Annotated in this window: 19 protein-coding genes and 2 pseudogenes; 9 read left to right on the top strand and 12 right to left on the bottom strand. The window is 31.7% G+C overall.

Features of this window, described 5'->3' with window-relative positions:
- Positions 1-173: 173 nt before the first annotated feature.
- Genes CLJU_RS15170 through CLJU_RS15160 form a run of 3 tightly spaced genes read left to right on the top strand, consistent with a single transcriptional unit; the run spans position 174 to position 4546 of the window.
- Complete coding sequence (locus CLJU_RS15170) at positions 174-1343, top strand: MFS transporter (RefSeq protein WP_148222383.1); 1170 nt, start codon at positions 174-176, stop codon at positions 1341-1343.
- Between the two features lie 27 nt (positions 1344-1370).
- On the top strand, positions 1371-3344 hold the full coding sequence (locus tag CLJU_RS15165; RefSeq protein ID WP_013239712.1) for an oxidoreductase: 1974 nt from the start codon (positions 1371-1373) through the stop codon (positions 3342-3344).
- 32 nt (positions 3345-3376) lie between these two features.
- Positions 3377-4546: an iron-containing alcohol dehydrogenase gene (locus CLJU_RS15160; protein ID WP_013239711.1), complete on the top strand. Its 1170-nt coding sequence runs from the start codon at positions 3377-3379 to the stop codon at positions 4544-4546.
- A gap of 208 nt (positions 4547-4754) precedes the next feature.
- On the opposite strand, the gene CLJU_RS15155 is transcribed toward CLJU_RS15160, so the two are convergent.
- Entirely contained in the window at positions 4755-5342 is a 588-nt protein-coding gene (locus CLJU_RS15155; RefSeq protein WP_013239710.1) for a hypothetical protein, read from the bottom strand.
- Positions 5343-5459: 117 nt separating this feature from the next.
- Here CLJU_RS15155 and CLJU_RS15150 point away from each other — a divergent pair, with 117 nt between their 5' ends.
- A complete protein-coding gene (locus CLJU_RS15150) occupies positions 5460-6122 on the top strand; it encodes a hypothetical protein (RefSeq protein ID WP_013239709.1) in 663 nt (220 codons plus the stop codon).
- A 91-nt stretch (positions 6123-6213) separates the two neighbouring features.
- Here CLJU_RS15150 and CLJU_RS15145 read toward each other — a convergent pair whose 3' ends face one another.
- Positions 6214-6405: a hypothetical protein gene (locus CLJU_RS15145; protein WP_041705164.1), complete on the bottom strand. Its 192-nt coding sequence runs from the start codon at positions 6403-6405 to the stop codon at positions 6214-6216.
- A 344-nt stretch (positions 6406-6749) separates the two neighbouring features.
- Entirely contained in the window at positions 6750-7412 is a 663-nt protein-coding gene (locus CLJU_RS15140; protein WP_013239707.1) for a Type 1 glutamine amidotransferase-like domain-containing protein, read from the bottom strand.
- Between the two features lie 291 nt (positions 7413-7703).
- Between CLJU_RS15140 and polC the strand changes: the two genes are divergently transcribed.
- Positions 7704-12053 carry a DNA polymerase III subunit alpha gene (polC, locus tag CLJU_RS15135; RefSeq protein ID WP_013239706.1) on the top strand — a complete coding sequence of 1450 codons (4350 nt, stop codon included), beginning with the start codon at positions 7704-7706 and terminating at the stop codon, positions 12051-12053.
- Positions 12054-12182: 129 nt separating this feature from the next.
- Here polC and CLJU_RS15130 read toward each other — a convergent pair whose 3' ends face one another.
- From CLJU_RS15130 to CLJU_RS15100, 7 genes and pseudogenes are all read right to left on the bottom strand, one after another.
- Complete coding sequence (locus CLJU_RS15130) at positions 12183-13091, bottom strand: GGDEF domain-containing protein (RefSeq protein WP_013239705.1); 909 nt, start codon at positions 13089-13091, stop codon at positions 12183-12185.
- 227 nt (positions 13092-13318) lie between these two features.
- Positions 13319-13603: a GlcG/HbpS family heme-binding protein gene (locus tag CLJU_RS15125; protein ID WP_013239704.1), complete on the bottom strand. Its 285-nt coding sequence runs from the start codon at positions 13601-13603 to the stop codon at positions 13319-13321.
- Positions 13604-13919: 316 nt separating this feature from the next.
- Entirely contained in the window at positions 13920-15629 is a 1710-nt protein-coding gene (locus CLJU_RS23305) for a putative bifunctional diguanylate cyclase/phosphodiesterase (protein ID WP_338032506.1), read from the bottom strand.
- Between the two features lie 12 nt (positions 15630-15641).
- Positions 15642-16664, bottom strand: a pseudogene (locus CLJU_RS23300) (histidine kinase N-terminal 7TM domain-containing protein); the annotation flags it as partial.
- A 138-nt stretch (positions 16665-16802) separates the two neighbouring features.
- Positions 16803-18032, bottom strand: a complete 1230-nt coding sequence (locus tag CLJU_RS15110) for a sensor histidine kinase (RefSeq protein ID WP_013239701.1) — start codon at positions 18030-18032, stop codon at positions 16803-16805.
- Positions 18029-18703: a response regulator transcription factor gene (locus CLJU_RS15105; protein WP_013239700.1), complete on the bottom strand. Its 675-nt coding sequence runs from the start codon at positions 18701-18703 to the stop codon at positions 18029-18031. Before CLJU_RS15105 ends, CLJU_RS15110 begins: the two co-directional genes overlap by 4 nt.
- A 17-nt stretch (positions 18704-18720) precedes the next feature.
- Entirely contained in the window at positions 18721-19371 is a 651-nt protein-coding gene (locus tag CLJU_RS15100) for a GTP pyrophosphokinase (protein WP_013239699.1), read from the bottom strand.
- Positions 19372-19883: 512 nt separating this feature from the next.
- On the opposite strand from CLJU_RS15100, the gene CLJU_RS15095 reads away from it, so the two are divergent.
- Positions 19884-21050, top strand: coding sequence for a phosphoglycerate dehydrogenase (locus CLJU_RS15095; protein ID WP_013239698.1), 1167 nt, complete (start codon positions 19884-19886; stop codon positions 21048-21050).
- Between the two features lie 265 nt (positions 21051-21315).
- Here the strand turns inward: CLJU_RS15095 and CLJU_RS15090 are convergent, their stop codons facing one another.
- Complete coding sequence (locus tag CLJU_RS15090; protein ID WP_013239697.1) at positions 21316-22149, bottom strand: methyl-accepting chemotaxis protein; 834 nt, start codon at positions 22147-22149, stop codon at positions 21316-21318.
- Between the two features lie 236 nt (positions 22150-22385).
- On the opposite strand from CLJU_RS15090, the gene CLJU_RS15085 reads away from it, so the two are divergent.
- Complete coding sequence (locus tag CLJU_RS15085; RefSeq protein ID WP_013239696.1) at positions 22386-23141, top strand: YoaP domain-containing protein; 756 nt, start codon at positions 22386-22388, stop codon at positions 23139-23141.
- 159 nt (positions 23142-23300) lie between these two features.
- Here CLJU_RS15085 and CLJU_RS23040 read toward each other — a convergent pair.
- Positions 23301-23783: pseudogene (locus CLJU_RS23040) on the bottom strand (sulfide-dependent adenosine diphosphate thiazole synthase); the annotation flags it as partial.
- 346 nt (positions 23784-24129) lie between these two features.
- Between CLJU_RS23040 and CLJU_RS15075 the strand changes: the two are divergent.
- Both CLJU_RS15075 and CLJU_RS15070 read left to right on the top strand, forming a co-directional pair.
- Positions 24130-25845 carry a methyl-accepting chemotaxis protein gene (locus CLJU_RS15075; RefSeq protein WP_013239693.1) on the top strand — a complete coding sequence of 572 codons (1716 nt, stop codon included), beginning with the start codon at positions 24130-24132 and terminating at the stop codon, positions 25843-25845.
- Positions 25846-25892: 47 nt separating this feature from the next.
- The gene (locus CLJU_RS15070) at positions 25893-26477 is read left to right on the top strand and encodes a GNAT family N-acetyltransferase (RefSeq protein WP_013239692.1); all 585 of its coding nucleotides are present in this window, start codon (positions 25893-25895) and stop codon (positions 26475-26477) included.
- Positions 26478-26483 lie beyond the last annotated feature (6 nt).

Genomic DNA, 26483 nt, shown 5'->3' with positions numbered 1-26483 from the left:
CAATTTATTGCAAACTAGAGTTAATAAATTATCAATAAATTATAAAAATAAAATGCAATATATTTAATGATAATAATTTAACAATTTCACTTTTAGACGATGCATTGAAAGGCAGGTACGTGATAAAATTAGTTTAAGAAATAACCCTACTATATGAAAGGAGAGAAATGTTTATGGAAAATGCAAAAGGTAAAATCAAGTTAGGAATCTACGGCATTGGATTATTAATGATGGGTGTTATCGGCATTTCTAGTTCTTTATCGACAATAGGAGCTAAATTTCCTGAAGCATCACAAACGATGATTCAGAATCTAATTTCAATACCATGTATTGTAATTATACCTACAACTATTGTAGTCGGCAAGCTTATGCAAACGATTTCTAAAAAGAATATTGCATTGGCAGGAATTATAATTTTCCTTATAGGAGGAGCAGCACCTGCATTTATGACATCTTTCACAACTATTCTGGTTATGAGAGGAATACTTGGTGTTGGCATAGGAATATGTCAAGTTGTTAGTACTGCGATTGTTGCTGATAATTTTAGCGGAGTTGAACAACAAAAAGTACAGGGTACATTACAAGCGAGTCAAATGGCAGGAGCGGCTATTATGGTTTTTGCAGGTGGGTGGCTCACAGAAGTGAGATGGAATTATGTATTTTTCGTTCATCTACTTGCAATCATATCACTAATTTTAGTAGCAACTATGGTACCAAATACAAAACCTGAAAAAATGACAACAACAGGTGATGCGCAAAAAACAAAGCTTACAAGTGCTACATGGGGATGGGTTATATTCATGTTTATCCTATTTATCAGTGTACAAGTATATTCAATTTCATTGTCGTTTCTTGTAACAGAAAAAAATCTTGGAACTGCTGCAGATTCAGGACTAGGATTAGCATTCTTTGCAATTGGCGGTATTATTATGGGCTTGTTATATGGTAGTCTGGCAAAGAGAACTAAAAACTGTGCAGTTGCAGTTGGCTGTTTGATGCTGGTGGTAGCTTATGTAGTCATAGCATTTGCTAACAGTATGATTGTGTGCCATATTGGCAGCATACTTGTTGGTATGGCCGTTTCTGCTGCTTTACCTGGTATCTTTATCAATACAGGGATGTCTGTAGATGGATTTTCAGCAGGTATGGCAATTTCTGTTGTAACCTGTGCACAAAATTTTGGCCAATTTTGCTGCCCATATATTATTAATCCAATTGCCGCATCAATTAGCGGCGGCCGCGGTGTAAACTTTATGTGTTTCATCATAGGAGCAGTTGTGGCAGCTGCATTAACTATACTAATGTTAGCTTGGGGAGTTAAAAAAAATAGGCAAGTAATTTAAAAATATACAGCTTGGAGGGGAAAAAATATGTATCAAAAATTATTTTCGTCAAAAAATATTGGATCAATGACTGTGCGAAATAGAATAGTTATGACTGCAATGGGTAACCATTTGGCAGAAGCAGATGGAAGTGTTTCAGAATCAGATATAGCATTTTATGGAGAACGAGCAAAAGGTGGAGTAGGTCTTGTAATCACAGAGTGTGCTTGTATCAATTTAAAAATTGGAAAAGGAAATTGCCATCAGATAGCAGTAGATGATGATAAATACATTGAGGGATTAAAAAGAATGGCAGATGAAATCCATAAATATGGCTCAGTTATAGCTGTTCAAATCTATCATCCAGGTCGCCAGGGCATAGCAGTAATCAATGGAAATACAAGCATGCAGGCACCTAGTGTTACAGAATGCCAGGTAGTTCATCAGCCAACTCATGAGATGACAAAAGAAGAAATTAAAGATACAATCCATAGATTTATTCAGGGAGCTAAGAGGCTGCAGAAAGCTGGAATTGACGCAGTTGAACTTCATGGAGCACATGGCTATATGATTGGTCAATTTCTAAGTCCGTATACGAATAAAAGAACTGACGAATATGGTGGAAGTTTTGAAAACCGTATGAGATTTTTAGATGAAATTATTGCAGGAGTTCGTAAGGAATGTGGATCAAGTTATCCTATTATTGTGAGATACTCTGCAGATGAATGTATGGGTTATGCGGGATATCCGGAATTAGGAATACATTTAGATGAAGGAGTAAAAATTGCAAAGCATCTAGAGGCACAAGGAGTTGATGCACTTGATGTAAGCTGTGGTATTTATGAAACAATGAATACATCTTGGGAACCAGTTGGTTTTGATCAAGGATGGAAAATTAATATTCCAGCTAAGATTAAAGAGTCAGTTTCTATCCCGGTAATTGGTGTATCTGTCATTCGTGAGCCAGAATTTGCAGAGAAGGTTCTTGAAGAAGAAAAAGTAGATTTTATAGGATCAGCCAGACAATTTTTTGCTGACCCAGAATGGGGAAATAAAGCACAAGAGGGAAAAGAAAAAAGCATTAGAAAATGTATCTCTTGCTTGTATTGTATGGAAACTTTAATGTCTGCAGATATGGGAGCAGCACCTATGGCATGTGCAATTAATTATCAGGGTGGCAGAGAAAATCAATATGGAGACGATTGCTTAAAGAAAGATGGTAAGGGACGTGTAGTTGTAGTTATTGGTGCCGGACCATCAGGAATGGAAGCAGCTCGTATACTGGCAAAACGTAAATTCAAACCAATTGTTTTTGAAAAGAATTCCAAGGTTGGAGGACAAATTGTATATGCTTCTAAGCCACCTAAAAAGGAAAAAACAGCATGGTTAATTGATTACCAAAAAGGACAATTGGATGAACTTGGTGTTGAAGTAAAAACAAATCATGCACCAACAATAGATGAAATAAAAGCATTAAATCCCTATGCAGTATTTGTTGCACAAGGCTCTAATCCTATAATGCCAAAAGCTATTCCAGGACTTGATGGAGAAAAGGTTTATACACCAGTAGATATTTTGAGTGGAAAAGTAACACTTAAGGGTAAAAAGGTTGGTGTTATTGGTTCAGGTATGACAGGAATTGAGACTGCAGAATTATTGGGATCACAAGGCAATAAGGTAACAGTATTTGAAATGGCAGATGAAATAGGGCCGGGAATATTTTTTCAAAACCTGATTGATGTTATGGGAAGAATAGCAGAACATGAAATTAAACTATATCCAAAGCATAAGTTGGTAAAAATTGATGGAACTACTGTGACAGTGGAAACGACAAATACTAATGAAACTAAAAATTTTGATTTTGATGCAGTAGTAGTTTCTTTGGGAACAGCATCTAATAAAGAATTGGTAGAAGAAATAAAAACGGCATTTGACAAGGTTGTATTGCTTGGCGATGCGGCAAAGGCAGGGCGTATTGAGGCAGCTGTTGGCAGCGGATATAAAGCAGCATTTGAATTATAAAAATAATAGGTTAAAAAAGGGGGAAATGATAAATGTTAAAATCAGGAGTTTACACACAACTATCACCAGTACTTTTTGGAAATGGAACTTTACAGCAAGTAGGTAAAAAAGCAAAAGAATTGGGTATGAACAAAGTATTATTAGTAACAGATAAGAAAATTTCAGAAATTGGTTATGCAGAAAAAGTAGCTAATATTATAAGAGAGGAGGATGTGCAAGTTGTTATATGGGACGGTGTAGAAACGGATTGCCCTGATTATACAGTAACAGCGGCAGCAGCTATAGGTAGAGAAAAAGCAGTTGATGGTATTGTAGGACTTGGAGGCGGTAGCACGCTTGACAGCGCAAAAGCCATTGCAGCAGTAATTCCAAATGGTGATGAAGTATTACAGGAAATTGTACTTTATTTAACTGGTCAAAAGAATTATGCGGTAAAACCAATTACAATGCTATTAATTCCTACAACATCAGGAACAGGTTCAGAGAGCACTTTTGTATCAGTTATTTCTTCGGAAATAATGCAATGCAAAATTGGACTGCCATGTCCCCCTGATTATGCAATTGTAGATCCAGAACTTACAGTTGGATGTCCGGCATTTATTACAGCATTTACAGGAATGGACGCATTTTCACATGCCAACGAAGCATTAACGGAAGGAAAAAATACACCACATTCTGATTTGCTAGCTTATGAAGCTATTCGATTAATAACAAAATGGTTGCCGATTGCAGTAAAAGATATAAACAATGCAGAAGCAAGAGAAAATTTAGCCCTAGCAAGTAATTTTGCAGGTATTGCATTTAATGAGTCAGGAGTGCATATGGGACATTCAACAGCACATGCTTTAGGACATATGTACCATATTTCTCATGGTATATGCTGTGCGTTAGTAACTCCAGCTATTATAGAATTTGCTGCTAAAACATATCCTGAGAAAATGAAAAAAATTGGAGAAATAATGGGAGTTACTTTTTCATCAGAAGAACCAGAAGCAATTGGAAAAGCAGTAGGTAATGCAGTTAGAAAGTTGTGCAAAGAAATACAAATTCCTTCTTTTAGAGAGCAAGGATTTACAAAGGAACAGATATTAGCGGCAAAACCAATGATTTATAAAGAACCACTATGTATGTCATTTGGAGGAACAATTACGGAACAAGATGTAGTTACAACATTAGAAACTTTATATGACGGTTATCAATAAAAAACATTGCTTCCTTTAGATTTTACAAATATAGTAAAGAAATATATATTAAAGCCTATTGATGAAAGTAATATTATATTGAAAAACACTAAAAAATGGGGCTGTCGCACTAAAAATAAATTCTACAACATATTGTGTTAGCAAGTGACTTTCAAAACAATGTGTTGTATGTAAATTCCTTAGTGTGACAGTCCCATTTGCTATTATATTATAATTTATTTAAATATGAAGTATTTGGAACATAACTGTAATCAATATCGCTGTTTTTCTTATATAGATCTGAATTTAGAAGTAATTCAGGATTTTTTGCTAGTATAGGATTTTGTAATATTGATTTGGCTTGCTTTTGTAACTTATTGATATAAGAAGATTTTTTTGCAGATATAAAAGCTTCTTTTATGGAATTTTCTTGATCTTTAGTGATAGTACCATTTGATACTAGAGCATCTAAAGGAAATAGAGAATTATTTTTTGAAGTACCCGAGTATGATAAAGAAGAATTTTTTGCGGATATAAAAGCACTTTTAATAGAATTTTCCTGATCCGATGTAATGGTACCGTTTGATACTAAGGCATCTAATGCAGAGCTAAATGTATTGTTGCTAGAATTTTGTAAAGAGCTTAAAGCACTTAATGCTTTAGGACTAAGTTTAACTGAATCCGAACTTAAGTTAGAAATTAAATTATCTGAATTGTCAGAAGAATTATCTGAATCTAAAATTGGATTTTGTGAAACTTGATTACTTGTATTTATACTATTCAAGTAAGAAAGTAAAGAATTAATAGTATTAGACATAAATAGTACACTCCTTTATAAATTATTTCATTAATTTATCGAATTAATTTTATAAAATATAATATAATTTACAATATATTTTTCATTTGCTAATATTTTGGTAAGTAAGTATAATCTATGGAGTATAGAATTATCATTTTTTTATATAGTTACTGGTTAGTTCTAATAAAAGATGATAAACTTAGTATAGAATATATGAGTCAAGGAAGGATGAAAGGTAAAATAATGAAAATAGAAAATTTAAAAGTATATGATCTGGAAGAAAGCATAAAAGCAAGTAAATATCCTATGGCAGTAGATACAGATAAATGTAATTCTGATATTACAAATACAGTTAAAAGTCTAGCTAAATCACCTAAAGGAGAAGCTCATGATCAATTTTTGTCAGGAATACGTGTTGCCTTTGATTTAACATTTACTAATAAAGCATGGGTTGAATTAGAAAGATATAGATTTATTACTTTTGTAAGTAGTCAAAGTACAATGCATAGAATATCGAAATTTGATTTATCCAAGCAGTATAATGAATATGTAGATAAAAGAATTATTGATATTATCGAAGAATTAAAGGATACATACAATAAAACTCAGGATAAAGAAGATTACTTAAAGCTTTTATACTCTAATCCTGCAGGATTTGAACTTACTGCAAGGCTAACTACTAATTATAGATGCTTAAAGGGTGTATATAGCCAGAGAAGGAATCATAGATTACCAGAATGGCGAGAATTTTGTAAATGGATTGAAACTCTACCATACGCTAAAGAATTGATAATTTAAATTATATAAAAAGTGAGCACTGGCTGAAACCAGTGCCTATTTTTATATAAAAAATTTATAATGCAGATATTTAAATCGTAAATATTGGATGCTAATTAAAAAACGTAAATAATATAAGCAATATAGCCATAGGAATAACTGCAAACACAACTAATAATGCAGGTGGTATGTCATCTTCCTGTACAGGTTTATCATTAAGTTTATTTAATTCTTCAGTTGGTGGCTGCTGTACAGTACGATCTTTTTCTATTGATTTTTGTCCTAGAGAACCTAAGTTTGCCATCAATATACACCTCCTTATATTAATTTTATACTTAAACAAAAATTTTTTTTTCATTAATTCTTATTTAAGTATACGTTTACAGAATATCCACATTTTGGTTAAACAAGAAATAGTTTAATATATTTCTTACTTATATTATATACAATTGTTTCCGATTTGTGAACATTATTTAAATTATTTATAAAATTTAATTTCGCCAAATTTGGATTATATAAACAGAGTTCTAAGTTTTAGGTGGAGTTTTTTCTCCATCTGAAACTTAGAAATCGTTATCCAGGGACGTACCTGCTCTTTACTCCAACTTGGATAAGTGGGAGTATTAGAGCAGGTAGTCATCGGATAAATTATCTACTAAATGTCTGCGTGTCTCCCAATAATTTAATTGAATTATTATCAACAATTATTCCACCAGTATTTTTAATAGCATATACTGTATCTGTTTTTTCATTTAGCACTTTATTTATATAGTTTTTTTGTATTTCTGTTTCTTTATAATGAACTTCAATGTCAAAATTTTTAATGAAATTTAATCCTTCATTATATGAGAATGTGTCGTAATCTTCATCGGGAGTGATATGATACTCTTTTATCTGAATCATTGCTCCAGCACTACTGCCAATAATTGTTCCGGTAAAGTTTTCAACTTCATTTATTAAATCAAACTCCTTTAAACGGCACATCATTTTATCAGGCAGACCTCCAGTGAAAAATAGTATATCACTACTTGTTATTTTATTTTTTGCATTTTCCTTTGTATCTTCAAAATAATTTATGCAGTTTATATTTTTATTTTTGATTCCGTAGCTTAAAAAAGGTTTTATGATAGCTTTGTAATGATCCCCATTATCTTTGCCAAACTCATTCTGCCAATCCACATTGTTCTTTATGTTTTCACCAAAAGAAAATGGAATTATTAGAACCTTATTACTACAATTTATATATTTTGATACTGCATCTTTTGCCCAAGTATCATTAAAATTATATAAGCTAAATAACATATTTACCATTAGTATTTCTCCTCACTAATTTTTTTAATATAAACATAATTCTATTGTAGATATTATATCATATTGAAGATATTTTAAGCTTATCATAATTCTGAGGTAAGTTTATTTTGATGAAAGGAACAATAAAATTATGATAAATTCCTATTTAGATAGGATATAATATAATTGCAAGAAAGTAGTGAAAATGGATAAACGGTGTTATATACACTTTTTCTCTACATGACAATGCGTAATATTATCCTATATAATAGTAGCATACTAAAAATTTTGGGGAGAAGGTTAAAAAGTAGTATGAAGAGAATAAATGAAATTTTTAGTGATTATGAAACAGAAGGTAACATAAATGCTGCCATTGTAGAATCTGTAGCCTTAAGTAAAAAAACTAAAACTCTAGAAATGAAAATTAACTCAGATAAGTATATTGAAATAAAAGAAATCCAGCGTCTTAATAAATTTATAAGAGAAAGGTTTTCACTAAAGAATTCTAAAATTGATGTAAGGTATGCTGAAGATACAGATAAAAAACCCATAGAAGATGAATTGAAAAATATTATATTTTTGGTGGCAGATAAGCACCCTGCTTTAAGAGCAATACTCTTAAATAATAGTGAATATGAAGTAAATGGAAATACCATAAACTTCAATTTAAAAATTTCAGTATCAGAGTTTCTAAAATCTATGGATTATGATAAAAAAATTTCTAAGGCTATAAAAAGCATGTACGGTACAGAATATAAAATAAACTTTGTTGATAAATTAGGAAGTGAAGAATTAATAAAGTTTGAAGAGGATAAACGTGAAAGCGAAATGCTGTTTATTAAAAAGGAAATTAATAGTGCACGAAGCAATAATGTGTCTAAATTGCCAAATAAGCCTGTAGAAAAAAATCAGGAAACGAAAGTAGAAAATCATAGGAAAAAAACTAATAATCCATTCTTGATATTAGGTAGAAGTAATAGTATTAGAGAGCCTGTAGTAAAAATTACTGATATCACACCAGATGAAGGTAGGATAGCTATAGAAGGTGAAATATCCAACATGGAGACAAAGGAACTCCGAAGTGGAAAAATACTAATTTCCTTTGACTTGTATGATGGTTCAAGTTCCATGACCTGTAAGGTATTTTGCAAGCCCGGTGAAGACAGTGAGGTATTATCAAGACTTAAAAAGGCTAAGGGTATTAGGCTTTCTGGAAACTCAGGTTATAGCAAGTTTTCTCAGGAAATTGAGATTATTGCCAATACTATAATTGAAACAGAAGGCATGAAGAAAGTTCAAAGACAAGATAAATCTGAGGTGAAGAGGGTAGAACTTCACATGCATACGCAAATGAGCCAGATGGATGCTATGACTAGTGCTACTGATTTAATTAAAAGAGCTATGAGCTGGGGCATGAAATCAATTGCTATAACAGATCATGGAGTAGTTCAGGCTTTTCCTGAAGCACATAAACTTTTAGGAAGAGATAATCCAGATATGAAGATTATATATGGGGTCGAGGCTTATCTGGCACCAGATAAAAAGCCATCTGTAACAAATCCTAAAGGACAGAGTATTGATACCACTTATTGTGTATTGGATTTAGAAACCACAGGATTTTCGCCAGTAACAGAAAAAATTACTGAAATAGGAATCATGAAAATCAAGGATGGAAAGGTAATAGACACATTCAGCACTTTTGTAAACCCTGAAAAGCCAATTCCATTAAGAGTTGTAGAGGTTACAAATATAACTGATGATATGGTAAGAAATGCAGAAACCATAGAGCAGGTATTTCCTAAAATGCTAGATTTTATAAAGGATAGTGTTTTGGTTGCACATAATGCTGAATTTGATGTGGGATTTTTAAAGCATAATGCCAAAATTTTAGGGTGTGACTTTGATTTTACATATGTAGATACTTTGTCCTTAGCACAGGAGGTCTTCCCTGATTTTAAAACCTATAAATTAGGGAGAATTGCTAAAAACCTTGGTATAAAGGTGGAAGTTGCCCATAGAGCTTTGGATGATGTGGCAACTACTGTTAAGGTGTTTAATGTAATGCTTGAAAAGCTAAAAGAAAGGGGAGCAGAAAACCTTAAAGATATAGATATATATGGCCGTGATGAGGCAGCTAAAAAGGAAGAGTATAAAAAGCTTAAAACTTATCATGCAATAATACTAGCAAAGGATTATGTGGGATTAAAGAATTTATATAAGCTGGTATCTTATTCTCATTTGGATTATTTTTATAAAAAACCTCGTATATTAAAGAGTTTGTATAAAAAATATTCTGAGGGCTTAATTCTTGGTAGTGCCTGTAGTGAAGGTGAACTGTATCAAGCAATACTACTTGGAAAATCCGATGAGGAAATTGAAGAATTAGCAAAAGGATACGATTATTTGGAGATTCAGCCTCTAGGAAATAATGATTATTTAGTAAGGACAGAGCAGGTACCTGGTAAAGAATATCTAGAGGAAATTAATAAAAAAATTGTAGCCCTGGGAGAAAAGTTAAATAAACTTGTAGTTGCTACAGGAGATGTTCACTTCATGGACCCGGAGGATGAGATATACAGACGTATACTGGAAGCAGGACAGGGATTTAAGGATGCAGATAATCAGGCTCCATTGTATTTAAAAACTACAGAGGAGATGCTTGAGGAATTTTCTTATTTGGGAAAAGAAAAGGCCTATGAGGTGGTAGTTACAAATACCAATAAGATATCAGATATGTGTGAGCCAATTAGTCCTATTTCACCGGAGAAATGTCCACCACATATAGATGGCTGTGAACAGACTATTAAGGACATTGCTTATAAGAAGGCCCATGAACTGTATGGAGATCCACTGCCAGAAATTGTTCAGTCCAGATTGGATAGGGAGCTGGAATCTATTATAAAAAATGGATTTTCTGTAATGTATATTATTGCTCAAAAGCTAGTATGGAAATCAAATGAAGATGGCTATCTAGTAGGTTCTAGAGGATCTGTTGGTTCCTCTTTTGTAGCAAATATGACCGGTATAACGGAAGTAAATTCTCTGCCACCTCATTATAGGTGTCCTAAATGCAAGTATTCGGACTTTTCAGATTACGGTGTTAAAAATGGATTTGACTTACCGGATAAAGTGTGTCCTGTTTGTGGAGAAAAGCTAGCTAAGGATGGTATAGATATACCTTTTGAAACCTTTTTAGGCTTCAATGGAGATAAGGAGCCAGATATAGATTTAAACTTTTCAGGAGAATATCAGGCAAAGGCTCATAAATATACAGAGGTTATTTTTGGAAAAGGCACAACCTTTAAAGCTGGAACTATAGGTACTATAGCAGAAAAGACGGCTTTTGGATACGTAAAAAAGTACTTTGATGAAAAGAATATTCCAGTAAACAAGGCAGAAATAACAAGAATCTCAGCAGGTTGTACAGGTATAAAAAGAACCACTGGACAGCATCCGGGAGGAATTATAGTTGTGCCAAAGGGGCGTGAAATCTTTGAATTTTGCCCTGTACAGCATCCTGCAGACGATCCTAATTCAGATATTATAACCACACATTTTGATTATCACTCTATTGACCAGAACTTATTGAAGCTTGATATACTTGGACACGATGATCCAACAGTTATAAGAATGCTGCAGGATATAACTGGGGTGAATCCCCATGAGATACCGATGGATGATAAGGAGACTATGTCTATATTTTCATCTACAGAAGCTCTAGGAGTAACACCAGAACAGATAAATTCTAAGGTAGGAACCTTTGGTATTCCTGAATTTGGTACTAAGTTTGTAAGGGGAATGCTTGTAGATACAATGCCAAAAGCATTTTCTGATTTAATATGTATATCAGGACTTTCTCATGGTACCGATGTGTGGCTTGGAAATGCAAAGGACTTAATTGATGATGGAATAGTTACATTAAGTGAAGCAATATGTACCAGGGATGATATTATGATTTATCTTATCAAAAAAGGTCTGCCGCCAAATAGTGCATTTAAGATAATGGAGCTGGTACGTAAAGGAAAAGTATCGAAGCAGCCTGAAAAATGGGCAGAGTATGAAGCTTTAATGAGAGAACATAAAGTACCGGAATGGTACATAGATTCCTGTAAAAAGATAAAATATATGTTTCCTAAAGCTCATGCTGCAGCTTATGTAATGATGGCATTTAGAATAGCCTGGTTTAAGGTTCACATACCAAAGGCTTATTATGCAGCATACTTTACTATTAGAGCAAAGGCCTTTGACAGTGAATTTATGATATTTGGAAAAGAAAAGGTTATAGAAAAGATGAGAGAAATTCAAATCATGGGTAATCAAGCCACTCCTAAGGATAAGGATATGTATGATGACTTAGAGATAGTTCTGGAAATGTATGAGAGGGGATTTAAATTCTTACCAATTGATTTGTATAAATCTCATGCTACCAAATTTATAGTAGAGGAAGATGGTTTAAGACCACCTATAAATAGTATATCTGGCATGGGAAATATCGCAGCGGAAAGTATATTTAGTGCAGCACGAGAAGAGCAATTCAGCTCTATAGAGGATGTAAAGAAACGTGCTAAAATTGGAAATTCTGCTGTAGATTTACTTAAAAAGTTTGGCTGTTTAAAAGGTCTTCCAGAAAGTGATCAAATAAGCTTTTTTGATGTAATTTAAAAGATAATTAAAAAACCAGGGATTTAAAATATCCCTGGTAAAAAAATTAATCGAAGAAGGCTAATGTTGAATTCATACAATATTATGTGTAGAATAAAATTATTTATACATGACACACAAATTATCACATTATGCGATTACCTTGTTTCTTCCAGCATTTTTAGCTTCGTATAATTTTTTATCTACTTCTTTTATTAGATCTTCTTCATTAAGGTTCTCATTAAATAATGTTTTAACGCCAAAGCTTGCAGTGACTTTTATAGAGGCACCTTCATAATTAATTATAGTGTTTTCTATTGCTTTTCTCATTTTTTCAGCAACTTTTACGGCTGTATCTTCACTTGCATTTTTTAAACAAATTATAAATTCTTCTCCACCATAACGGGCTGTCCAATCTACATCTTTTCTAACAGAAGCACTAAGTATAGAAGCGATTACTTTAAGTACTTCATCTCCAGCTACATGTCCATAAATGTCATTTACTTTCTTAAAAAAATCTATATCTGCCATTATTAATGACAATGGTTTATTGTTTAATAAACTCTTTATTATGTCAGCTGGAAGTCTTTCGTATATAAATCGTTTATTAAAAACTTGTGTAAGAGGATCTAATACTATTAGTTCATTTATATGATTTACTGCATGGCGTATAGTGTCGCTATCTTTATTTTCTATATTTTCTATGACTCCACTTTTAGTTACATCCTTGAGAAGTTCAAGAACTACTGGTAAATCATCAACTTCAACTGGTATAGCAGTGATCATGTAGACTTTTGTGCCAGTGTACTCTATTTTTACAAAAGTTTCTTTTTCATTATAAGCTCTACCAGAAACGCAATTACTACATACTTTTCCCATCCTCCAAAGATTATAACAAGAAGATTCCAATTCATTAACCTTGTTTAACTTTAAATCTAATAATTGTTTTTTTACTGGGTTTACTACCCTAATTACGTCATATAACGTCTCAAATATTGACATGGTGTTAATTAATGTATTCATACTAATACTTTTATTACTTGTATTAACTTTTTCCATATTATTTCCTCCTAAAATAGAGTCCATTATTTTCAATCATATCATAAATATTATGTTTTCTGTAGTAAAAAAACTCCAGTAACTTTTTTAATTACAAAACTATCTATAATAGCAACTTACTTTATTACAATTATATACTTGCTAAACAAGAAGTTAATTGAAAGTGAAAAAGAAGATAGCTGGCTGCTACCTTCTTTTCTTGTATTTAAAAATTTTATTTTCTTTAACTATTTTTTCAATTCTGCATTGTATACATCCATAGCAGCTTGAGCTACTTGCATGTCTTGGTCAACAGAACCACCGCTTACACCAATAGAACCAATAACCTCACCATTTAGTAGTAGAGGGAAACCTCCACCCAAAATAATTATATTGCTATTATTTTGTATACCATATAGAGATGATCCTGGCTGAGCGAGAGATGTAAGTTTACTAGTTGGCATTTTTAGTGCAACGGCAATATATGCTTTACCCTGTGATATTTTTTCACTAGCTAAAATTGCGTCAGCCATTCTATTAATTCAAATTAAGTTTGCATCAGCATCGTCAATAGTAATATACATGGGAACCTTTATTTCATTTGCTTTTGCCTCGGCAGCAGTAGTAATTTGTATTGCATTGTAAAACTAGTATAATAAACTTTTAATTATTAAAAAATTAACAATACTTAAGCCTATTATTTATTAATATTGCAATAGACCTATATGTGGTGTATAATATTAATTGTCCTAAGTTAATATATAGATAGTTAACTGTAAAACTAAACTAGTTATGATATGGAATACAAGTTAAGTTATAGGGTTAACAATCTATATAACTTGGAGAAAATTAAATTTTATTATATTGCTTTATATATTTGATAAAATCACTGATAATAAGGGGCTTACTAAAATAATACCCTTGCAGTTCATCACAACCTTCATCTATCAATCTGTTAATTTGTTCTTGAGTTTCTACTCCTTCTGCAACGGTTTTTAAATTAAGAGTTTTTGCCATAGAAATAATACTTGGGGTAATGTTCTTGTGATTTATATTTGCAATATCGTCTATGAAGGATTTATCAATTTTTAAATAGTCGGCAGGCAAACGAGTTAAATAACTTAGAGAAGAAAACCCTGTGCCGAAATCATCTATTGAAATACCGATTCCTAATTCCTTTATTTTCTGCAAGTTTTGTATTGCTTTCTCAGTATTTTGCATCAAAAAACTCTCTGTTATTTCAATTACTAAATCAATATTTTGAGGACTATTCTCTTTGAAAATTTCTTTAATTTTTGAAACTAAATTGTTATTTTCAAATTGCTTTGAGGAAACATTAATGGATAATTTAATATTAATACCACTGCTTTTTAGTATTCTATCAATTTTAAAAATTTCTTCTAATATCCAATTACCAATAGGTATTATCATTCTATTGTTTTCAGATACAGGTATGAATTTATCAGGTGTAAATATTTTTCCATCTGCTGTTTCCCACCTAATAAGGGCTTCAGCGCCAACTATTTTAAATTCATTTCCATCAAATGCAGTTTGCGGCTGAAGATATAATATAAATTCCTTGTTATGAAGCGCTGCATTGAGCCTTATTTGCATTTCGAGAATTTCCTGGTTTCTCTTCTCAATTTCTTTTGAAGAAAAAGAATATTTTCCTTTTCCAGATTCCTTCGCATCGTACATTGCAGCATCTGCTTTTCTCATTAATCCTTCAACAGTAGATTCATCATAGGGTGCTAATGCTATTCCTATACTTACCCCTAAAGTTATTTCCCGATCAAGTATACTATAAGGAAGCAGTATTTTATCAATAATAACTTCTGATACAGCTTGTACATATTCATGGCTGTCTACATTTTCAAGTATTACAGTAAACTCATCCCCTCCTAACCTTGATACAGTGTCAGATTTACGGATACTAGATTTAATGCGAGCTGCAACTTCTTTGAGAAGCAAATCTCCAGCTGCATGACCTAAAGAATCATTTATAACTTTAAAACCATCTAAATCCATAAAAAGTAAAGCTACTGCTTTTTTGTTATCATTAGCCCTTATAAGTGATCTTTCAAGTCTTTCATAGAAGAGAGTTCTATTTGGTATTCCTGTTAATAAATCATAATAGGCAAGACTGTGAAGTTTATCTTCTGTCTTTTTTATTTTACTGATGTCTGTAGATATAGAAATATAATTTTCTACTGCTCCGTCTGATCCTTTTAAAGAGGTTATTGACATCCATTTAGGGTATATCTTGCCGTTTTTCTTTTTATTCCAGATTTCACCTTCCCAATAACCATTAGTACTTAAACTGTGCCACATATTTAAGTAGAAGGTTTTGTCATGACGCCCGGATTTTAGTATTCTAGGATTTTTTCCAATTAAATCATCTTTTTTATACCCAGATACTCTCTGAAAAGAATCATTTACTTTAATAATGTTTCCAGAAGCATCTGTCATCAATATACCTTCCATTGCAGTGCCGATTATTCTATATGAAATTAATAATTCATCATTTAGTTGTTTAAGGTTATTAGTGTATTCCTGCATTTTAGTTATATTGTGAAAGGTAAATAATCTGCCAATTTCAGATTTATCTGTATCAAAGATAGAAGATTTATATACTCTATAGTAAAAAGTTTTATTGTTGAAGTTAAAAGTAATTGTATATTCATTGCTTGTATCGCTTACTGTAGTAACATGTTTTATATCTGGTACAAATTTTAATAGATCATTAAATTTTATTCCTATGAAATTCATACCTTGTTTAATATTAAATTTTTTATTTTTGAAAGACATTATAAGCTTGATGCCTGCTGGATTGATATCTATTATTTTGTTAGAAGAATCTACTATAATAACAATGTCCTTAATATTTTCTATTAAAAGATCTCTGGCAATTGGCACTATTACTAACTTAGGCATATGAAACATTCCCAAGTATAACACAATCAATGTTAATAGCATGCAAATAGGAGTAACATCTATAAAGACTGACTTAAAATTAGCACTAATAAATAAAAAGTTAATTCCGATAGATACAATTGCACCTGTAAAAATAAATGTACTTTGCCTGCGGTATAATTTGGGAGACTTTATTGCTTTTATCATAAGAATGCAGCATCCTACTAAAATACTGCATTAGGTATAAATGAGATTAATGTAGAATCCAATATTTGGCGCGTACAACAATATGGGAATACCTTTAATATATGACATACTAACATGTGACATAAATTTGTAAGGTATGCTGTTGGAAGTTAAAGACAATAATGATAATGCTGGTATAATAAAAATTAATAAAATAAAGTAAAGATTTTTTCTATTTTTATTAGCATATTCATTTATTATTAGCAGGTAAAGTGGAGAAATAAATACTGTACTAATAAATTCTATTTTTTGGAATAAGATATCTGCTTTCTCTATTTCTGTATAATAGCTAAGTACCTCCATTAAAAGCCACAAAGAAACAAGTATAGTGTTTATGATTAATAATTTTCCCATGACAGTATTTCTTATTCTATACAGAAAAGCTAATAAAGTTATAGAAACTATAAAACTTATACCGAATAAAATTCCATACATTGATATGCTCCTCTAAAATGATTGATATATTATATACATAATTTTAAGGTATAATATACATAATTTCAAAGTTTTTTGTAGAAATTTTTATTTCTAAGCATTGACTTAAAGTTACAGAAGCAGTAATAGATACTTTAATTAGATTAGAACAGTAAAACAAATGGATTTTCCATCCTCACTTCTAACTGAAATCTTTCCATGATGAGCCTGTACAATGGATTTGGCAATGGAAAGCCCAATTCCATAACCTCCAGTTTCTCTGGATCTTGAGGAGTCCACTCGATAGAATCTGTCAAATAGCCTGTCTAAGTTATCTTTATCAATTTCGTCGGTTGTATTATATACTTCTAGTTTTGAGCATTTTTTTGCAGTAGACAAAGAAATTTTGATAGTTCCTTTCTCATTAGTATATTTTACAGCATTGTCCACAAGAGTAGAAACGAGTTGGTCGATACTATCTTCATCACCATGTAATTTTATTCCTGGCTTAATATCCATTAGAAACTTTTTATTCTGTGCCTCTGCAATAGTCCCAAATGGAGCTGTTGTTTCAAAAACTGAATCACTCAAATCAAAATCAGTAAACACCAATTTAACATTTCCTTCATCCATCTTTGAAAGTGTTAGTAAATTTTTTACAAGCTTGTCAAGACGGGAAATTTGATTTCGAGTGCTTGTAATCCATTCGCTTTTACCGTGAGTTAGCTCCAGCACATCTGCATTAGCTGAAATAATGGCAAGTGGCGTCTTGATCTCATGTCCTGCATCAGTAATAAATTGCTTTTGTTTCTCCATATTTTCAATAATAGGATTAATCGCTTTTTTAGAAAAAATAGACACAAGGATAAACACAAGCAAAAGGGTTATTAGTGCAACTCCACAAGAAGTTAGTAAAAATAAAGTAGCTATCTGGATCTGACTTCTACAATCCATGAATACAAGCATTAGACCATCCGGTTTATTTACTACTATATATTTATAGATATCACTATATCCACTAGTTTTACCACTGCCCAGTACCTTATTGGCATATCCTGCTGCATCGGCTGAAGAAACAGCAGCAATATGGTTTGTATCAATTTCCCGTATACTGCCGTCTTTATTGACATGTACTACAAAATATCGTGTTTCAAACTGGGTTTCTGCATTCATTTGAAAACCAAATCTTTGCTCATTAGGTGGCAGCTTCCCTTTTTTATATATTGGAAACTTTCCCTGATTTTCTGAAAGAATTTTAAGGGCACCATTCACTTTACGGTCTATCTGATAAAGATTAACTATATTAATGGAGCCAAGGAGAATGAATACAACCAAAGCCAGTGAACCCATTGTAATCATAATGAATTTTCTCTGTAATTTTTTAATCATTTAATCTCCTCCAATGTATAGCAGGCATCTCTCCTTGAATTAATTTTTACATTAGCACCTAAAGATGACAGCTTTTTACGCAGATAAGAAATGTATACCAATACCACATTGATTTCAGCTTCTTCATCATATCCCCAAATTCGTTCCATAAAATGTTCTGTGGAAATCAAACATTTTGGATTATTCATTAGCATCTCAAGCATCTGAAATTCCTTGTTGCCAAGTCTTAGAGAGGATTTTTTACTTGATAATTCATAGTTTTCTTTGTTGAGGCTAATATTTCCTACTTTAAGTAAACTTGGTGCAAATTCACTTTTCCGTCTGGTCATAGCATGAACTCTGGCCAGCAATTCCCCCATAGCAAAAGGTTTGCTCAAATAATCATCTGCTCCTGTATTTAGTCCAAGAATTCGGTCTTCAATCTCAGCCTTTGCAGTAAGCATCAAAATCGGTGTATGTATTCCTTCTTTCCTTAAATTTCCCAATGCTTCAAGTCCATTCATCTTTGGCATCATAATATCTAAGATAATCACATCATAACTTTTGTATAATCCACATTTTAAAGCGTCTGCTCCGTCATACACAGCATCCACTGAATAATTGTTATGTTTTAAAATGGCAGCCAATGCATTTGACAATTCTTTTTCATCTTCCGCAAGTAAAATTCTCATAATATATCTTCTCCATCTTAATATTGTATTTCATTTATCATATCTGAAATAGTCTGCAAATTTAAATCTGTTGAAGCAATTTCATCTGCACACCGTTTTAATTCATTAATAATCATCTTCTCATTAGAAATGTTTTTTTTGTATTTTAACTGGTGCTCTAAACTTGCCCAACAATCCATTGCAATAGTACGTATTTGAATCTCACAGTACACCATTTCAACCCGGTTTTCTAGATGTAATGGTACTTGTAAAATCATATGATAACTACGATAGCCATTGGGTTTCGGATTGCGAATATAATCTTTTTCCTTAATAATCTTAATATCCTGCTGGTTCTTTAGCATGTTTACAATCCAATAAATATCATCTAAGAATGGACAGATAACACGGATCCCAGCTGCATCATGGATTTCCTTTAAAGCACTTTCTACCGTAACAGGTAAATTTTTTCGCACCAACTTTTCTTTCATGCTTTCAGCTGACTTAATTCTCGCCTTACAGTGTTCAATAGGATCTTTACATTGCTTTGCTACTTTGTATTTTCGAATAATATCCAATCTGGAGATAACTTCAATAATTGTTCCTTCTAATAGTATATAAGATTCTTTATAGAATTCATGTTCAGGTGACAGCGTTTTACATTTAATGTCATATTTAGACTGCTGCATTATGTATTCCTCCTTGCTGAAATAGTTATTTTCAATTTCTAATATAAAAGATAACATTGTAACCTTAAATATAGGTTAAATTTATAGTAGTATAAATAAATAACTCAACTTTCGTACATATAAAATTTTGACTTAATATAAAAAAATTGCGAAGCAAAGCTTTTTAAAATAACAAAGTTCAAATAACAAAGAACAGATAAAGATGATTTCCCTCGTGTCTCAGGAAACCTATAATTTTAATATTTTCTGACGTTAGGAAGAAAATTATCTTTATTTGATATTTGAACTTTGAACTTTGTTCTTTAAGAAAATTGTTTCGCAATATTTTTAAACTGTGAAAGTTGAGTAAATAATTCATCATTTGTATTATAGTAGAGTTGCCCAAATGCTTGAATTTTGATAATATAATAATAAATCTGACAAATGGTCAAGCTATTTTCTATTAATGAATCTTACTTAGTGAGAGTGTTACAATAGGAAGCCATCAGATAAACGATATAGGGGGCAATTAAATGTTTAAAATTCAGAAGTACAATAACATTTCACAAGAAAAACTTAATACAATGCCAAATGATTTATATGAGATTGGGGAAAATTTCGATAATCCAGACGGAATTCTTCTTAGAAGTTTCAATTTACTTAATGCCGAACTTCCTCAAAGTCTTAAAGCAATTGCAAGGGCAGGAGCTGGAGTTAATAATATACCAATAGACAAATGTTCTGAAAATGGAATTGTTGTATTTAATACCCCAGGAGCTAATGCAAATGGTGTTAAAGAGTTAGTTTTAGCATCTCTCTTTCTTTCTTCAAGAAAGATATATAGAGGAATAAATTGGACTAAGTCTCTTAAAGGAAAAGGTGAAGATGTTGTAAAGTTAGTGGAGAAATCCAAAAGCCAGTTTCAAGGCCCGGAAATTAAAGGAAAAAAGCTGGGAATTATAGGGCTGGGTGCTATAGGTGCAGCAGTTGCCAATGATGCACTTGCACTTGGTATGGAGGTAATAGGGTATGATCCATACATATCTGTAGATTCAGCATGGAATCTTTCTCGAAAGGTAGAAAAAGAGACGAATTTTGATAACTTACTTGCTGAAGCAGATTATATTACTATTCATGTTCCATTAAATAATAATACAAAAGGTATGATTAATAAAGAAAAGTTTGCAATTATGAAAAAAGGTATGAAAATAATAAATATAGCAAGAGGTGGACTAGTTGTAAATAAAGATTTACTTGAAGCAATAGAAGATGGCACTGTAAGTTGCTATGTTACAGATTTTCCGGAGGATGAATTAATAGGAAATGATAATATTATTACAATTCCTCATTTAGGAGCTTCAACGCCCGAGTCAGAGGAAAATTGTGCAGCTATGGCGGTAGAGGAACTTAGAAATTTTCTTGAAAGAGGTACTATTAAAAATTCAGTAAATTTCCCAAATTGTGATCTAGAGTACAAAGGTCACATAAGACTTTTAGTTGGAAATATCAATGTTCCTAATATGGTTGGACAGGTAACAACTATATTAGCACAAAATGAAATAAATATTGCCAGTCTGTTAAATAGTCATAAGGGAAAAATTGCATATAATATAATAGATGTTGATGGTAATGTAACTTCCGAAGTATTGGAAAAAATTAAGGCAATCGATGGGGTTGTGATGGTAAGAATTATTAGATAGTTATGCTGTAGTCATCGGATAAACAGAGTTCTTGGCATCAGATGGAGTTTTGACTCCACCTGATGCTTAGAAATCGTTATCCAGGGACGCAGCTGCTCTTTACGACCGCTTGGAGAAGTGGGAGTATTAGAGCAGGTAGTCATCGGATAAAAGGACAGCATACTGTATTTTATATATAATGCATCGCCTTATACCATACAAAGGCGATGCATTATTAGTTAATCACAAAATTGAGAAAAAGTAAACTTAGGTTTTTCAACTCATATTAATTTAACTTCATATTATCAACCAATATCTGTGAATTTTCAGTGATTTGTGTTATTGTTGCAGATACTTCTTCTAATGAAGCGGCTTGAGTTGTGGCTATTTGGCCTAGTTCATTTATAGTATCTATTATTACTTTCATATTGTTGTTCATCTCAACAAGTGCTGAAGAGATCTTTTTGGAAGATTCACTACTATTTGATGCCAATTTTCTCATTTCTCCTGCTACTACGGAGAAACCCTTTCCGTATTCTCCAGCTCTTGAAGACTCTATTGCAGCATTAAGTCCAAGAAGATTAGATTGTTTTGATATGCTTTCAATTAAGTTAATAGCCTCATTGCTTTCGGTTATTAGTTTTTTTGTTACTTCAGTATTTTCTATAATATAATTTAATTTTTCAGACAATTTAACAGCATCGTTAGTAATTTCTGATATACTTGAGGTTGTTTCTTGAAGAGAACTCTTTAATTCTGATGTGGACTTTTTAATTTTTATGAGGTCTTCTATATCTGTTGATAAAATTAATACTCCGACAACTTGGCCATCTTTATTAATTGCGGGAATTATGGTAACTTTAGCATCTATACCATGTTCATTTTTATTAAATACAGCTCTAAATGTTTCTTTTTTATTAAAAATGGTATCATTGGCACCAGTATTTTTCATGAGATTCATATCGGATTTGTCACCGACTTTTACAGTAGATTTTTTATTTTTACTGTCTAGAGCATATATACATTTTTCTTTGTCCCAAATTGTGATAACTGTATTTCCCTCAAGTGCTTCACTTATGACTGGTGCAGTATTAATCAATGATTGAAAAATTTTTTCCATTTATAATTCCTTCTCTCATAATTTTGTGAAATATTTTATTAACAATATATCACAATTTAGGGCCATTTTCTACTTTTAATAAATAGTATATATTTCCATTTGCTATAGATCAAGTTATACTCTTGATTGTGCAGAAAATATGAACTTATAGAAATATAATTATCAAACATGACATGCAGTTGTCATGTTATTTTTGATATATTGTATGGTAAAATAAAACATAGGAAGGTGCTAAAATGGAATTAGTAAAGGTTACGGAAGAAAACATAGATGAAGAACATATTTGCTGTGCAATTTCAAGCAATAAAGATTGCCAGGTTGTTTCAAAAAAAGAATGGCTGAAGAAACGTTTTAAAGAAGGGTTGGTATTTTTAAAAGGAAATGTCAGGGGAAAGTGTTTTATAGAATATGTGCCATCAGAAAATGCATGGTGTCCTATTGAGGCAAAGGGTTATATGTTTATTGACTGCCTGTGGGTATCAGGGCGATTTAAAGGGAAAGGATATTCAAATGAACTTTTGAATGCCTGTATTTCTGATAGCAGGGAAAAAGGAAAATTAGGGTTAGTCATATTGTCTGCTAAAAAGAAAATTCCCTATATTTCAGATCCTAAGTATTTAAAATATAAGAAATTTCAATTGGCTGATACTTCAGAGCCTTTCTATGAATTATTTTATTTGCCATTTAGTCAAAATGCACCTAAACCATGTTTTATGAAGCATATAAAAGTACCTTCAATTAAAGAACAAGGTTTTGTTTTGTATTATTCAAATCAGTGTCCATTTACTGCAAAGTATGTGCCTATTATTGAAAAGGTTGCTTCGGAGAAAAAAATTGCCTTTAAATCAATCCGATTTGAATCAACTAAAGAAGCAAGAATGTCTCCAGCACCATTTACTATATATAGTTTGTTTTATAATGGCGAATTTGTTACAAATGAAATCTTATCTGATAAGACATTTGAGAAAATGATATCTAAGGTTATTGACTAAATATTAATGAATCTTACTTAGTGGGAGTGTTACAGTAGGTAGTCATCAGATAAGAGTACCCTGTAAGATTATACACGATATCATTTCTGTGTCTATCCTGCAGGATACATTTTTATTTTAAATATCAAATAAATTAATTAACCTATGCATGTCCATATGTTAACAATTTTTAATTTTCTTTATTAACTCCTGGGCAACTTTCTGTCCTGAAATTAACATACCACCAAAAATTGGTCCCATTCTTTGACCACCAAAAGTTGCATTAGCAGCCATACCGGATACATAAAGGCCAGGGTAAACTTCACGAGTATTTTCAACAACTTGTTCTTCTCCTCGATTTGCCCACATTGGCTTTTCACCTTCCAAAGTTCCATTAGGAGTGTTTAAAACATTTCCCATTCTGGTTACTAATTTATTCACAACTGATGCATCATGTCCGGTAGCATCAAGAACATACTTTTATTCTATCATTATAGGATCAATAGGCATTCTTGTTTTTTCAACAGAGGCCCAATTAATAACTAGACTTGAAATACGTTTATCTTTAACGATTACATCTTCTACTGTAATCAAATTTAATATTCTGGCTCCAGATTGTGCTGCATTGAAAGTAAGTCCAGAAACACATTCAATGGAATCAGCTGTATAGTAATTTTCTTAATGTAATTTTTGAAAATTTTTTACTTCTAAAAATAAATAGACTATGTTTAATCTATTATCAGCTAATTAAATCCCTTTTTTAAAATAACTATACATTATGAATATTTTGACTAATAAATTATAACATATTATAACATATTATTAAGTAAAATCCGTTGATTATAAAAAAAATATCAAAATATTACTATTATTTTAAATAAAATGGAATAATATATGTCATAATTTTCAGTTTATGGAATAATATCAAAATAAAAAAATAGCAAATAGGCATGAATATATTATTTTCTATACAAAATATTCATTTTGTTTAATATGAGGAGGGTCTCTAATGAACTTATTGAAAAATGTAAGAGTAAAAGTAAGATTACTTATTTCCTATTTAATTGTAGCTGCATTGATTTTAATTGTAGGAATAGTAGGAACAATATCTTTAAAGAAGGTTTCGAATAATTCCCAAAACATGTATAATCAAAATATGCAGATTGTTTATAAGTTGTCCGATATGAATAGGAATTTATCTGATATAAGGTCAGATACTTTAAAAATGGTTTATCAAAAGAGCGATACAAAAAGGCAAGATGCTGAAAAAGATATAAATGAAAAAGAAAGCAATAATGCGGAATATATTAAAACTTTTGATACATTTCAAATGGATACTTCACAAAAGAGTGCGTGGGAAACATTTAAAAGTCAATTGAAAAGTTATAATGATGAAGTTAAAAATATCAATAATTTTTCATCAAAAAAGGATTACGAATCTGCAGAAAGTGAATTGATAAATAAAGCTACACCTATGAGAGAAAATATGTCTAAAAGTTTAAATGATTTAATAAACTTAAATCTCAATTATGCAAAAAACGATAATCAAGACGATATAAAATTATATAATATGTCAAGTGTAATAATGACCATATTGGTAATTTTTGGATTTGGCCTTGCGATATTGATAGGATTGCTTACATCAAATGACATAAACAAGGTACTTCATGACATACTTAATTTTGCACATAAATTAGAGAAATATGATTTATCATATAAATCTTCAATGGCTAGAAAAGACGAATTTGGAGAAACTGTAGTTGCGCTTACAAATGCTAGAGACAATATAAAAAATCTTATTGAGAATATAATGGAAGATTCTCAGGATATGAGTGCAGCCAGCGAAGAATTATCTGCTACTGTTGAGGAGCTTTATTCTAAAACTGAAAACATGCAAAATGCTGTGGACGATATTGCATCTGGAGCACAAGAAACAAGTGCATCTACTGAAGAAATTACAGCATCTATTCAGGAGGTAAATTCGAGTATAAGTGAGCTTTCACAAAAATCTTTAGATGGAAGTAATAGTGCAAACCAGTCAAAAGAGCATGCTTTAACCGTACAGAAAAGTGGTAACAGGGCAATCGAACAAACAACAAAAGTCTATAATGAAAAAAGAGAAAAAACATTGAAGGCAATTGAAGATGGTAAAGTAGTAGAAAACATAAAAATTATGGCTGATACGATATCGAGTATAGCGGAGCAGACAAATTTACTTGCATTAAATGCAGCAATAGAAGCAGCAAGAGCTGGAGAAAAAGGGAAGGGATTTGCTGTAGTTGCAGATGAAGTAAGAAATCTTGCGGAGCAGTCTTCAGAAGCAACAACTGGTATTCAGGACACTATTTCAAAGGTACATGAAGCATTTAAAAACCTGTCATTGAACAGCAATGATATATTGGATTTTGTATATAAAGATGTAGGTAAAGAATTTAAAGCTTTTGGAAATATGGGCAATCAATATTATAGTGAGGCTGAATTTGTAAGTAAAACGTCGGAAGAAATTGCGGCTATGTCACAAGAACTTACTGCAACCATGAATCAGGTGAGTGAAGCAGCACAGAATATGGCAGAAGTAGCTCAGAAATCTTCAGAAGATGCATTTGTGATAAAAGAAAGTATAAATGAAACTACACAGGGAATTGAACAGGCGGCTAAAACATCACAAATTCAGGCATGCAGTGCTCAGAAACTTAATGAACTTGTACAAAGGTTTAAATTATAATTATGGGTGGAAGGTTTGGTATGATCGTTATTGCAAATTAATATTTTATGAGAGAAGGTAAAGCAGTGACAAATGTTACAATGCGTATGGCAACTAAAGCAGATGCAAAAGAAATTTTGGATATATATGAGCCTTATGTTAGGAATAGTGCAATCTCTTTTGAATATGATGTTCCATCTATTGAAGAATTTACTGAGAGAATTAATAACATATTAAAAAAATATCCATACATAGTAGCGGTAGATAACAATCAGATTATTGGTTATGCATATGTTTCATCATTTAAGGAACGAGTTGCATATGATTGGGCTGTTGAAACTACTATATATTTAAGTCAGGACTGTCGAGGTAAAGGTGTAGGAAAAAAATTGTATTTAGCTTTGGAAAAAATATTAAAGAGACAAAATATCATTAACTTGAATGCGTGTATAGCCTATACAACTACTGATAATGCATATCTTACAAATGCTAGCATGTATTTTCATGAGAATTTAGGATACAGGAAAGTTGCACATTTTACAAAGTGTGGATACAAGTTTGGAAACTGGTATGATATGATTTGGATGGAGAAAATTATTGGAGAGCATTCTGAAAATCCAAAACCAGTTATTCCAATATCAGACTTGCAGTGATTTTAT

Source organism: Clostridium ljungdahlii DSM 13528 (assembly GCF_000143685.1).
In the GTDB taxonomy this organism is placed as follows: Bacteria; Bacillota; Clostridia; order Clostridiales; family Clostridiaceae; genus Clostridium_B; species Clostridium_B ljungdahlii.
The sequence above is the reverse complement of the archived record's forward strand: the minus strand, read 5'-3'. Positions and strand labels throughout refer to the sequence as shown.

Excerpts from the sequence above, each read along its gene's own strand:
- CLJU_RS15170 (WP_148222383.1), top strand. The coding sequence starts at position 174 with ATGGAAAATGCAAAAGGTAAAATCAAGTTAGGAATCTACGGCATTGGA.
- CLJU_RS15165 (WP_013239712.1), top strand. The coding sequence starts at position 1,371 with ATGTATCAAAAATTATTTTCGTCAAAAAATATTGGATCAATGACTGTG.
- CLJU_RS15160 (WP_013239711.1), top strand. The coding sequence starts at position 3,377 with ATGTTAAAATCAGGAGTTTACACACAACTATCACCAGTACTTTTTGGA.
- CLJU_RS15155 (WP_013239710.1), bottom strand. The coding sequence starts at position 5,342 with ATGTCTAATACTATTAATTCTTTACTTTCTTACTTGAATAGTATAAAT.
- CLJU_RS15150 (WP_013239709.1), top strand. The coding sequence starts at position 5,460 with ATGGAGTATAGAATTATCATTTTTTTATATAGTTACTGGTTAGTTCTA.
- CLJU_RS15145 (WP_041705164.1), bottom strand. The coding sequence starts at position 6,405 with ATGGCAAACTTAGGTTCTCTAGGACAAAAATCAATAGAAAAAGATCGT.
- CLJU_RS15140 (WP_013239707.1), bottom strand. The coding sequence starts at position 7,412 with ATGGTAAATATGTTATTTAGCTTATATAATTTTAATGATACTTGGGCA.
- polC (WP_013239706.1), top strand. The coding sequence starts at position 7,704 with ATGAAGAGAATAAATGAAATTTTTAGTGATTATGAAACAGAAGGTAAC.
- CLJU_RS15130 (WP_013239705.1), bottom strand. The coding sequence starts at position 13,091 with ATGGAAAAAGTTAATACAAGTAATAAAAGTATTAGTATGAATACATTA.
- CLJU_RS15125 (WP_013239704.1), bottom strand. The coding sequence starts at position 13,603 with ATGGCTGACGCAATTTTAGCTAGTGAAAAAATATCACAGGGTAAAGCA.
- CLJU_RS23305 (WP_338032506.1), bottom strand. The coding sequence starts at position 15,629 with ATGCAGGAATACACTAATAACCTTAAACAACTAAATGATGAATTATTA.
- CLJU_RS15110 (WP_013239701.1), bottom strand. The coding sequence starts at position 18,032 with ATGATTAAAAAATTACAGAGAAAATTCATTATGATTACAATGGGTTCA.
- CLJU_RS15105 (WP_013239700.1), bottom strand. The coding sequence starts at position 18,703 with ATGAGAATTTTACTTGCGGAAGATGAAAAAGAATTGTCAAATGCATTG.
- CLJU_RS15100 (WP_013239699.1), bottom strand. The coding sequence starts at position 19,371 with ATGCAGCAGTCTAAATATGACATTAAATGTAAAACGCTGTCACCTGAA.
- CLJU_RS15095 (WP_013239698.1), top strand. The coding sequence starts at position 19,884 with ATGTTTAAAATTCAGAAGTACAATAACATTTCACAAGAAAAACTTAAT.
- CLJU_RS15090 (WP_013239697.1), bottom strand. The coding sequence starts at position 22,149 with ATGGAAAAAATTTTTCAATCATTGATTAATACTGCACCAGTCATAAGT.
- CLJU_RS15085 (WP_013239696.1), top strand. The coding sequence starts at position 22,386 with ATGGAATTAGTAAAGGTTACGGAAGAAAACATAGATGAAGAACATATT.
- CLJU_RS15075 (WP_013239693.1), top strand. The coding sequence starts at position 24,130 with ATGAACTTATTGAAAAATGTAAGAGTAAAAGTAAGATTACTTATTTCC.
- CLJU_RS15070 (WP_013239692.1), top strand. The coding sequence starts at position 25,893 with ATGAGAGAAGGTAAAGCAGTGACAAATGTTACAATGCGTATGGCAACT.